General features: G+C 59.2%; 9 protein-coding genes. 7 read left to right on the forward strand and 2 right to left on the reverse strand.

The window, feature by feature from the left end:
* Window positions 1-3 precede the first annotated feature (3 nt).
* From GALF_RS04630 to GALF_RS04660, 7 genes are all read left to right on the forward strand, one after another.
* On the forward strand, window positions 4-1,512 hold the full coding sequence (locus GALF_RS04630) for an efflux RND transporter periplasmic adaptor subunit (RefSeq protein WP_013292900.1): 1,509 nt from the start codon (window positions 4-6) through the stop codon (window positions 1,510-1,512).
* A 9-nt stretch (window positions 1,513-1,521) separates the two neighbouring features.
* The gene (locus GALF_RS04635) at window positions 1,522-1,863 is read left to right on the forward strand and encodes a P-II family nitrogen regulator (protein WP_013292901.1); all 342 of its coding nucleotides are present in this window, start codon (window positions 1,522-1,524) and stop codon (window positions 1,861-1,863) included.
* Window positions 1,864-1,877: 14 nt separating this feature from the next.
* Entirely contained in the window at window positions 1,878-5,060 is a 3,183-nt protein-coding gene (locus GALF_RS04640) for an efflux RND transporter permease subunit (RefSeq protein ID WP_013292902.1), read from the forward strand.
* 76 nt (window positions 5,061-5,136) lie between these two features.
* On the forward strand, window positions 5,137-5,454 hold the full coding sequence (locus GALF_RS04645) for a zinc ribbon domain-containing protein (RefSeq protein WP_013292903.1): 318 nt from the start codon (window positions 5,137-5,139) through the stop codon (window positions 5,452-5,454).
* 211 nt (window positions 5,455-5,665) lie between these two features.
* Entirely contained in the window at window positions 5,666-6,106 is a 441-nt protein-coding gene (locus GALF_RS04650; protein ID WP_013292904.1) for an MgtC/SapB family protein, read from the forward strand.
* A gap of 67 nt (window positions 6,107-6,173) precedes the next feature.
* Window positions 6,174-8,528 (forward strand): heavy metal translocating P-type ATPase, encoded by a 2,355-nt coding sequence (locus GALF_RS04655; protein ID WP_013292905.1) that lies wholly within the window; start codon window positions 6,174-6,176, stop codon window positions 8,526-8,528.
* Window positions 8,525-9,595, forward strand: a complete 1,071-nt coding sequence (locus GALF_RS04660; protein WP_013292906.1) for a DMT family transporter — start codon at window positions 8,525-8,527, stop codon at window positions 9,593-9,595. Before GALF_RS04655 ends, GALF_RS04660 begins: the two co-directional genes overlap by 4 nt.
* Before the next feature lie 537 nt (window positions 9,596-10,132).
* Here the strand turns inward: GALF_RS04660 and GALF_RS04670 are convergent.
* Together GALF_RS04670 and GALF_RS04675 are read right to left on the reverse strand one after the other, a co-directional pair.
* Window positions 10,133-10,453, reverse strand: coding sequence for a type II toxin-antitoxin system RelE/ParE family toxin (locus GALF_RS04670; protein ID WP_013292908.1), 321 nt, complete (start codon window positions 10,451-10,453; stop codon window positions 10,133-10,135).
* Window positions 10,450-10,677 (reverse strand): ParD-like family protein, encoded by a 228-nt coding sequence (locus GALF_RS04675; protein WP_013292909.1) that lies wholly within the window; start codon window positions 10,675-10,677, stop codon window positions 10,450-10,452. Before GALF_RS04675 ends, GALF_RS04670 begins: the two co-directional genes overlap by 4 nt.
* Window positions 10,678-10,689: the final 12 nt, after the last annotated feature.

Below are 10,689 nucleotides of genomic sequence, written 5' to 3' on the forward strand. Positions count from 1 at the left end.
GACATGAAAATCAATTTGAACAAAAAACAAGCCATTTTCATTGCCCTCGTTCTGGCGGTCGGTATGGTACTTGCCTGGCTGATACTAGGTACAAACAAGCCGCAAGGAGAGGGAGAGACGCATGGCAGCCCCACGGAAACAGTCAGCCATGGCAACGAGGGAACCGCACCACAAAAAGGCCCGCACGGCGGAAAGCTGTTTACGCAGGATGGTTTTGGGGTTGAAGTCGCTATCTTCGAACAGGGCGTGGAACCGGAGTTTCGCGTCTATACCTATCAGGGCGGGAAACCGCTCGATCCTGCGGTCAGTCAGGTTGCCCTCACGCTCGACCGCTTGGGTCGTCCGCCGCAGGCGTTCAGATTCGTGAAGGAAAAGGACTATCTCAAAGGTGATGCAGTGGTCAAAGAGCCGCATTCGTTCAAGGTGACGATTGCTGCGCAATACGGCAATAAGCCTTATCGTTTCGCCTACGAACAGATCGAGGCTAGAGTTACCATGAGCGATGAGCAGCTCAAGCAGAACAACGTCGAGGTTCTGACCGCCGGACCGGCACGCATCAAAAATTCCCTGCAATTGATCGGTGAAATCCGCTTCAATGAGGATCGTATGGTACACGTCGTGCCTCGCTTGATCGGTGTCGTCGAAGCGGCAGCGGCCAATGCGGGCGACCGGGTACGCAAGGGTCAAGTGCTTGCAGTGATTTCCAGCCAGACGCTGGCCGACCAACGCAGCCAACTATTGGCTGCACAGAAGCGACTGGTGCTGGCGCGCACGACCTTCGAGCGTGAGAAAAAGCTATGGGAAGACAAGATCTCCGCTGAACAGGATTACCTGCAAGCGCACAACGCGATGCAGGAAGCGGAAATCGCCGTCCAAAACGCACAACAAAAACTGGCCTCGCTCGGTGGTGGACTGCGGGAGGGCGGCAACCTCACGCGCTATGAAATTCGTTCGCCTATTGACGGCATAATCGTCGAGAAGCACATATCCTTGGGTGAGGCTGTGAAGGACGATGACAAAATTTTCATCGTCGCCGACTTGTCAACGGTGTGGGCGGAATTGACGATTTATGCCAAAGACATGAATACTGTGAAAGTGGGTCAGCAAGCCACCGTCAAGGCAACCGCGTTCGAGTCTCAGAGCAGTGGAGTCGTGTCCTATGTAGGTGCGCTGGTGGGCGAGCAGAGTCGCACGGCGAAGGCGCGCATCGTACTACCCAACCCGAAAGGTGTCTGGCGCCCCGGTCTGCCGGTCAACATCGAGTTGGTGGCTGATGAGGTCGAAGTGGCTGTGGCGGTCTCAGCGGAGTCTATCCAGACTGTGCGCGACTGGACGGCCGTGTTCGGCCGCTATGGCGACAACCTCGAAGCGCGGCCTGTAAAACTGGGACGCAGCGACGGCAAATTCACCGAAGTAATCAACGGACTCAACGCGGGCGAGCAGTACGCCGCGAAGAACAGCTTCCTCATCAAGGCCGACTTGGGTAAGTCCGGCGCCAGCCACGACCACTAGGAGATCGCCATGAAACAGATTATCGCCATTGTGCAGCCGCATCGACTTGAAAATATTGAACAAGCGTTGCATGGACTGGAGCATTTGCCGGGATTCACGATCTTTTCGACGCGCGGTAACTCGCGCGGACGAGGCTCGCACCATGCCTTCGTTCCTGCCGAGTGGAACCCGGATGCCCACGACCGGCTGGTGTTGATGATGTTTTGTGCCGATGAGCTGGCACAGAGTGTGGTTGAGGCAATCCGCGCAGCAGCCCACACGGGCAATCCTGGCGACGGATTGATTGCAGTTTCTGATCTGGAAGACGTACTGCGTATCCGCTCCGGCGAACGCGGCAACGCCGCCCTCTAGAATAAAGGCACAACATGTTCGAAAAAATTATACGTTTCGCCACTGAGCAGCGCTGGCTGGTGCTGCTGATGGTGTTCGGCATGGCAGCACTGGGCGTTTATAACTACCAGAAGTTGCCGATCGATGCCGTACCCGACATCACCAATGTACAGGTGCAGATCAACACGGCTGCGCCCGGATATTCGCCGCTTGAAGCCGAGCAGCGCATTACCTACCCCATCGAAACCGTCATGGCCGGCCTGCCCGGACTGCAACAGACCCGGTCGCTGTCGCGCTACGGCCTGTCGCAGGTGACGGTGATCTTCAAGGACGGCACCGACATCTACTTCGCGCGCCAGCTCGTCAACGAGCGCATCCAGCAGGCCAAGGGCAAACTGCCGGCGGGCGTCGAGCCCGGCATGGGGCCTATCTCCACCGGCCTGGGGGAGATTTTCATGTGGACGGTCGAGGCCGGGGAAGGCGCGAAGAAGGCCGACGGCACGCCCTACACCCCCACCGACCTGCGCGAGATCCAGGACTGGATCATCAAGCCGCAATTGCGCAACGTGCCCGGCGTGACCGAGATCAACACCATCGGCGGCTACGCCAAGGAGTTCCAGGTCGCGCCCCTGCCCGACAAACTGGTGGCCCACGGCCTGACCTTGCAGGATATGGTTGCCGCGATCGAGCGCAACAATGCCAACGTCGGCGCCGGATACATCGAAAAGCGCGGCGAGCAGTATCTGATCCGCGCGCCGGGCCAGGTCGCCACTATCGAAGACATCGGCAACATCATCGTCGGCAGCCGGCAGGGCGTCCCGATCCGCATCCGGGACGTGGCCGAAGTCGGCATCGGCAAGGAATTGCGCACCGGCGCCGCGACCGAGAACGGCCGCGAAGTGGTGCTCGGCACGGTGTTCATGCTGATCGGCGAAAACAGCCGCACGGTCTCCCAGGCCGTCGCCAAGCGCCTGGAAGAGATTAACCGCACGTTGCCGCAAGGCGTGGTGGCCCAGACGGTCTATGACCGCACGATCCTGGTGGACAAGGCGATCAATACCGTCAAGAAGAATCTGGTCGAGGGCGCCCTGCTGGTGGTCGCGATCCTGTTCCTGTTTCTCGGCAATATCCGGGCGGCGATCATCACCGCCCTGGTCATTCCACTGGCGATGCTGTTCACATTCACCGGCATGGTCAGCAACAAGGTCAGCGCCAACCTGATGAGCCTGGGGGCGCTGGACTTCGGCATCATCATCGACGGCGCCGTAGTGATCGTGGAGAACTGCGTGCGGCGGTTGGCCCATGCGCAATCCAAAGCAGGCCGGGCCTTGACCCGCAACGAGCGCTTTCACGAAGTGTTCGCGGCCGCCAGGGAAGCGCGCCGGCCGCTGCTGTATGGCCAGCTCATCATCATGGTGGTGTACTTGCCGATCTTCGCGCTCACCGGCGTGGAGGGCAAGATGTTCCATCCGATGGCCTTCACCGTGGTGACCGCCTTGCTGGGCGCCATGATCCTGTCGGTTTCTTTCATCCCCGCCGCCGTGGCGCTGTTGATTGGCGACAAGGTCAGCGAAAAGGAAAGCCGATTGATGGAATGGGCCAAGCGCGGCTACGCGCCCATGCTCAACCGGGTCATGCTCAACAAGCCCATCGTTCTGACGATCGCGGCTGTCGCCGTCATACTCTCCGCGTTGCTGGCGACCCGCATGGGCAGCGAATTCGTGCCCAGCCTCAACGAAGGCGATATCGCGCTCCAAGCTTTACGCATTCCTGGCACCAGTCTGACGCAGGCTCTTGAGATGCAAACCGAGCTGGAGCGAACCATCAAGCAGTTTCCGGAGGTCGACCGGATTTTCGCCAAGCTAGGCACGGCGGAGATCGCGACCGACCCGATGCCGCCCAACGCCGCCGACAATTTCGTCATGCTGAAGCCGCAATCGGAATGGCCCGATCCGAAGCGCAGCAAGGCCGATCTGGTCAATGCCATGCAGGAAGCGGTGACCAAGGTGCCCGGCAACAATTACGAATTTACCCAGCCGATCCAGATGCGCTTCAACGAGCTGCTTTCCGGCGTGCGCAGCGACGTGGCGGTCAAGGTGTTCGGCGACGACATGGACACGATGAACCGCACCGCCGGGGAGATTGCGGAAGTGCTGGAGAAAGTGCCCGGTGCGACCGCCGTCAAGGTCGAACAAACCACCGGCTTACCGATGCTGACCATCCACATTGACCGGGAGAAGATCGCGCGCCTGGGCGTGAATGTCGGAGACGTGCAGGAAGCGATCGCAATAGCAGTGGGCGGCAGGGAAGCCGGGGTGTTGTTTCAAGGCGACCGACGCTTCAACATCATCGTCCGTTTGCCCGAGCGGCTGCGCAGCGACATGGAGGCGATGAAACAACTGCCCATCAATTTGCCCATGGACGAAGCGGGCGGCCAAACACGCCGCTCCTATCTGCAACTGGGCGACGTGGCGACCTTCGAAGTCGCGCCGGGCCCGAACCAGATCAGCCGCGAGAACGGCAAGCGGCGGGTGGTGGTGACGGCCAACGTGCGCGGACGGGATATCGGGTCTTTTGTCGCCGAGGCTGAACAGAAGATTCAGCAGGCGGTCAAGGTGCCAGCCGGCTACTGGACCACCTGGGGTGGTACCTTCGAGCAGTTACAGTCGGCGGCAAAGCGTCTGCAGATCGTGGTTCCGGTAGCGCTGTTGCTGGTGTTCATGCTGCTGTTCGCGATGTTCAACAACGTGAAGGACGGGCTGCTGGTGTTCACCGGCGTACCGTTTGCGCTGACCGGCGGTATCCTGGCGCTCTGGCTGCGCGATATCCCGCTTTCCATTTCGGCGGGGGTCGGCTTTATCGCGTTGTCGGGCGTAGCGGTACTCAACGGCTTGGTAATGATCGCCTTCATCCGTACCCTGCGCGAGGAAGGCAAGTCGCTGGATACGGCGATTCACGAAGGCGCGCTGACACGGCTGCGCCCGGTGCTGATGACCGCTCTCGTCGCATCGCTCGGCTTCATTCCGATGGCAATCGCCACCGGCACCGGCGCGGAGGTGCAGCGTCCGCTGGCCACCGTTGTCATCGGTGGCATCTTGTCATCAACCGCACTGACCCTGCTGGTTCTGCCGATCCTGTATCGGCTGGCACACCGTAAAGAAGAAGAGGAAGACGCTGGCGTTGACGCAAGCAGCAGGCTACAGGCAAATCAAGCCTGACCGGAACGCCCCCGGCCGACAGGCTAGGGATGTCTGGTCAAGCCAATTTTAAGATCGAACAGTAAAGGAGTAAATCATGGGATTCTTTGAACGGATGCTGGGTAATTTGATGGGCGGCAGATTCGGAGGCCACCACGGCGGCTATCAAGGCGGTCATCACGGCGGTTCCAAACATGGCGGCTACGGTGGTAATCCAGGCTATCCGCAGGGCACGGGCCCAGGCGGCGGCAATCCCGGCAATCCCTGCCCCAAGTGCGGCAGCGCCAATGCGAGCGATGCGCGCTTCTGCCAGAAATGCGGCACTTCCCTGTCGGCTGGTAAATGTTCCGGCTGTGGCGCGGAGCTGGCGGCGGGCACCAGGTTTTGCAGCCAGTGCGGCAAACCCCAGCAGTAACGCAGCACATACCCGCTGTAATCAATCGGTTCCAAGGCGTGGCAGTTGCCAGAAACACCGTGGTGTGACGATATGTGGCTGCCCGCCCGCTGCTTGCCGGTTTGGGCAAGGGCAGTGAGCCGCGTGCCTTGGCCACAAGTTTTTTGGCAGGGTATGGCGCAGCGCTGGCCCTTGTGGCCGTTGTATAGGCAAGAGGAGATGAACGAAAAAAATGGATATCGGAACTGAACTTCTTTATGCGTCGCGCATGATTCTCGCTGCGCTGATAGGGGGCCTGATCGGCTGGGAAAGGGAGCTCCATGCGAGCGATGCGGGCATTCGAACTTATATGGGGATCGCAATAGGGGCTTGCGCATTTAGTTTGGTCTCTGTCCACGTGGCCAATGATTCAACCCGTATCGCAGCGCAAGTCGTCACCGGCATAGGCTTTATCGGCGCGGGCGTCATTTTCCAGGGTAAGGGGGGCGTGGTGGGGCTAACGACCGCCGCAACGCTCTGGGCCACAGCGGCGGTGGGCATGGCCAGCGCTTTCGGGATGTACGTGTTGGCGATCGTCACGGGAGGGCTGATTTTTGCAACCCTCGCGCTTCACCACCTACCCGGCTGGAAGCGGCTTAGCGAAACAAATGCCAACCAAGACCATCCTGAGTAAGCGGATATCGTCAATTGGCAGGGGCAACTTTTGTCATCATTAAATCAACGATATAAGGAGCAGCATCATGCCCGAAAAACTCACGCTTGACCTGTCGCTGATCCTGCCGGATGTCCCCGACGAGCGCGACGCCTGCGCAGGGCGGCTGACTAGATTGCTGCAGGCCGAAGGCTTGGAAAAGGTGCACCTGGTCCGCGAAGACGGCGGCGCGCGCCTGTGCCTGCATTACGATCCGCAGCTGTTCAGCGTGAGCCGGGTGCGCGAACTGGCGCAGGCGGCCGGGGCCAAGCTCGGCAACCACTATCGTCACGAGAGCCTGCGTATCGACGGCATGGACTGCCCCACCTGCGCCACCGTGATCGAGCATGCCCTGCAACGCACGGACGGCGTGCTGGAAGCTTCGGTGAGCTACGCCGCCGAACGCCTGCGCCTGGAGTATGACAGCGAGAAAATCGGGCGCCCGGCGATCCTCCGGCGCATCCAGGCGCTGGGCTATGCCGTGCTGGAGGAGGGCCGCGAGGCCGGATGGTTCGCCGAGCATCGCGAGCTTATTTTCAGCGGCGTTGCCGGCTTGCTGTTGCTGGCTGGCTGGCTGGCGGGTCTCGCCGGCGCGCCGCGCAATCTATCGCTTGGCCTGTTGCTGGGCGCCTACGCGGCGGGCGGCTTCTATACCCTGCGCGACGCCTGGCAGAGTGTGAAGAGCCGCCGCTTCGACATCGACACCCTGATGATCGTCGCGGCGGCAGGGGCGGCGGCGCTTGGAGCGTGGGAAGAAGGCGCGCTGCTGCTGTTCCTGTTCAGCCTGGGGCATGCGCTGGAGCACATGGCCATGGATCGCGCGCGCAAGGCCATCGAAGCGCTGGCGGAACTGGCGCCCAAGACCGCCGTCGTGCAACGCGACGGCGTGGAGATCGAGGTGCGGGTGGAAGATTTGCAGCGCGGCGACCGCGTGATCGTCAAGCCCGGCCAGCGCATTCCCGCCGACGGCCAGGTGGCGTCGGGCAATTCGGCGGTGGGCCAGTCGCCGGTCACCGGAGAATCCATGCCGGTGGACAAGCAGCCGGGCGACAAGGTGTTCGCCGCCACGGTCAACGGCGAGGGCGCGCTGGTGATCGAGGTGACCAAGCTGGCGCGGGAGAGCACCATGGCGCGCATGGTGGAGATGGTGGCCGAGGCGCAGACACAGAAATCCCCCACACAGAGATTCACCGACCGCTTCGAGTGCATTTTCGTACCCATCGTGCTGGCAGGCGCCGCGCTGCTCATCGCGCTGCCGCCGCTGTTTGGTTTCCCCTTTGCCGAATCCTTTTACCGCGCGCTGGCGGTGCTGGTGGCGGCCTCCCCCTGCGCGCTGGCCATCGCCACCCCGTCGGCGGTGCTGTCCGGCATCGCCCGCGCCGCGCGCGGCGGCGTGCTGATCAAGGGCGGCGCGCACCTGGAAAATCTCGGTGTGCTGACGGCCATCGCCTTCGACAAGACCGGCACCTTGACCATAGGCAAGCCCAGGGTGACCGATGTCGTCGCCATCAGCGGAAACGAGGAAAGCCTGCTGACCATTGCCGCCGCCGTGGAAAGCCGCAGCGCCCATCCCCTGGCGCAGGCGGTTGTGGCGGAGGCGAAGGGGCGCGGTTTAATCTGGAGTGAAGCCGGGGAAGTCGAAGCCGTTACCGGAAAAGGATTGCGCGCCGAATTTGATGGGCAAAAAGTAGCCATCGGTAACGCCAAGTTATTTGACGGCAAGCCTATCCCAGACGGGATTCAGCAGCAGGCGATGCGCCTGGAGGCAGAAGGCAAAACCACCATGCTGATCCAGGCGGACGGGCAGTTCCTGGGTATCCTGGCCTTGGCTGATACCCCGCGCGAAGGTGTTAGGCAGGTACTCGAACGACTGCACCAACTCGGCATTACCAAGACCATCATGCTCACCGGCGACAACGAACGTGTGGGCCGCGCCATCGCCGACGCAGTTGGCCTGAACGAAGTGAAAGCGGGCCTGTTGCCGGAAGACAAGGTCAAAGCCATGGGGGCACTCGCACAGCGCTACGGCCTGGTGGCCATGGTTGGCGACGGCGTCAACGATGCCCCGGCCATGGCGCACGCCACAGTCGGCATCGCCATGGGCGGCGCGGGTACCGATGTGGCACTGGAAACTGCCGATGTGGCACTGATGGCGGACGATCTATCCAAACTGCCGTTTGCTGTGGCTTTGAGTCGCGCATCAAGACGTGTAATCCGCCAGAACCTGTGGATATCGCTGGGCGTAGTGGTACTGCTGATTCCCGCTACATTATTTGGCTGGGCCGGCATCGGCCTGGCGGTGTTGCTCCACGAAGGCTCGACCTTCGTCGTGGTCATTAACGCACTGAGGTTGCTGAACTTTCGCTCTCCTATTGTTGAAAATGACCGTCCGGTACCCGTATGATGAAACGTGAGACTTCAAACACTTTTGTGCAAACAGGCATCTACCAAGCGCTGCTCGCTGCCGTGCTATTTGGTGCGGGTACGCCGCTTGCCAAGTTATTGCTCGCGCATACCAGCCCTTGGCTGCTTGCCGCCATGCTTTATCTTGGTTCGGGCATCGGTTTGTGGATTGTGCGCCGTATTTGCCGCGCACCGGCAGTGCATCTTGGCGCAGCTGACTGGCGCTGGCTGGCAGGGGCGATTGTGACCGGAGGTATGATCGGACCGGTGTTGTTGATGTTTGGATTGACGGGGATGCCCGCATCGGGCGCATCCCTGTTGCTCAATGCCGAAGGAGTGCTGACAGCCTTGCTGGCATGGTTCGTTTTTAAAGAAAACTTTGATCGCCGCATTGCGCTTGGCATGCTTGCCATCGTTGCAGGGGCCTTGGTGTTGAGTTGGCCGCAGGAGGCGAGATTTTCTGGATTGTGGCCTGCGTTGGCCTTGTTGGGAGCCTGCCTTGCTTGGGCTATTGATAACAATCTCACTCGTAAAGTCTCTCTTTCCGATGCGTCATTTATTGCGATGATCAAGGGCGTGGTGGCGGGTGCAAGCAATCTGGTGCTGGCACTCCTCATGCATGCGTCATTGCCGGACATTGGAATCATCGCAGGAGCCGCACTATTAGGATTTGCCAGTTACGGCATGAGCCTGACCTTGTTTGTGATCGCGCTGCGCCATCTTGGTACGGCACGCACAGGGGCCTATTTTTCGGTAGCGCCGTTTTTTGGCGCGGTGCTAGCCATTGTGCTGCTGGACGAACCGATCACGCCGCAATTGATAGCTGCGAGCCTGCTGATGGTGACTGGGGTCTGGCTACATCTGACAGAAAAGCACGAGCATGAGCATACACATGAGGAAATTGAACATATCCACAAGCATGTTCACGGTGAAGGCGATGATCACCATAATCATGTGCATGACCAGCCAGCACCTTCAGGAACGCAACATAGCCATCATCACCGGCATGCACCGATTAGACATTCACATCCGCATTTCCCGGATACTCATCACCAGCATTCCCATTGAGTGGCATGACACCGGATAAAAATAATCCGGTGTCCAATTTTTTCTGCGCATCAATATCGGTGTCCCTCAATCAAAGCGATATTCATCCTGTTGGCCTCTCATGTGCTTTGATCTCCTGTCAACTCCTGCTTTGGTTTGACTTCGAGTTGAAGGAGGTGGGGGTCGGTTTGCTGACGTTTACGTTTTTTGAGTGGTCATCAGGTTTTGGTCGATGGACATTCATGCTGACAGATTTTCAGCTGGTTATATGTCGGTTTCCTACCATGTTGCAGACACTCAGGATGCAATTAGTCTCAATTGCCGCCAGATAAGTCACATTGAGACCAATGGTTGCTATGCGATCTGAAGCGCTTATTCACAAATCTTCATACAGATACTGACAACTTTGACACCATTTTTTGTGGCGTTGGAATCTATGGCGGGTTTGAATTGTGAGTGGTGGAATTCATTGAAATTCATTGGAATACAGGAAAAATGGCAAAAACTGCGTGTTGGAGAATATCTCGTCAGCATCGTTCTATGGGCAGTAAAACCAACTCAAAAAACTGGATTTGTTGACCGATGCGCAGCCCAACGCTGATTAGGGTTTGAGTCGCGATCAAAATTTTCGTGTGGACCGATGGTTTCCAGATAAACCAGCTGCACACCCTCGTCGAGGGTGTAACCCAGCAGATAGAGCTGCCCTTGGCTGCAAAAATTGTAGACAAACAAATCAGCCAGATCACCCTTTTTACGTTCGCCGATAGAAGGTTGTCCCGCGATCAGGTCGACCGCATCATCGACATCAGTCGCAACGTTGTCGTGCAGTTTTTTGTACTGACGGGAAAATCGCCTCGTCTGCTCAACCGCGTAACTCATGCACGGCGGCTGCGTGGCACAAAGGGTGTAGCCTGATCGCGCGGTTCTCGCATCGAAGCCAGTGATTCCGCCACAAAACTAACCGGCAGATCCGGATTGTCGAGTGACACACGACCAACCATCGCCCAATACTCAATCTGTCCGGCAATGGTGCGGTGTTCAATCTGCGCTTCGGTGCGCGCTTGCTCGTACAAAGTGTCATCAATCCTGATCGGTATTCCCATCATCGCTCTCCC

Source organism: Gallionella capsiferriformans ES-2 (assembly GCF_000145255.1).
GTDB lineage: Bacteria > Pseudomonadota > Gammaproteobacteria > Burkholderiales > Gallionellaceae > Gallionella > Gallionella capsiferriformans.

Excerpts from the sequence above, each read along its gene's own strand:
- GALF_RS04630 (WP_013292900.1), top strand. The coding sequence starts at position 4 with ATGAAAATCAATTTGAACAAAAAACAAGCCATTTTCATTGCCCTCGTT.
- GALF_RS04635 (WP_013292901.1), top strand. The coding sequence starts at position 1,522 with ATGAAACAGATTATCGCCATTGTGCAGCCGCATCGACTTGAAAATATT.
- GALF_RS04640 (WP_013292902.1), top strand. The coding sequence starts at position 1,878 with ATGTTCGAAAAAATTATACGTTTCGCCACTGAGCAGCGCTGGCTGGTG.
- GALF_RS04645 (WP_013292903.1), top strand. The coding sequence starts at position 5,137 with ATGGGATTCTTTGAACGGATGCTGGGTAATTTGATGGGCGGCAGATTC.
- GALF_RS04650 (WP_013292904.1), top strand. The coding sequence starts at position 5,666 with ATGGATATCGGAACTGAACTTCTTTATGCGTCGCGCATGATTCTCGCT.
- GALF_RS04655 (WP_013292905.1), top strand. The coding sequence starts at position 6,174 with ATGCCCGAAAAACTCACGCTTGACCTGTCGCTGATCCTGCCGGATGTC.
- GALF_RS04660 (WP_013292906.1), top strand. The coding sequence starts at position 8,525 with ATGATGAAACGTGAGACTTCAAACACTTTTGTGCAAACAGGCATCTAC.
- GALF_RS04670 (WP_013292908.1), bottom strand. The coding sequence starts at position 10,453 with ATGAGTTACGCGGTTGAGCAGACGAGGCGATTTTCCCGTCAGTACAAA.
- GALF_RS04675 (WP_013292909.1), bottom strand. The coding sequence starts at position 10,677 with ATGGGAATACCGATCAGGATTGATGACACTTTGTACGAGCAAGCGCGC.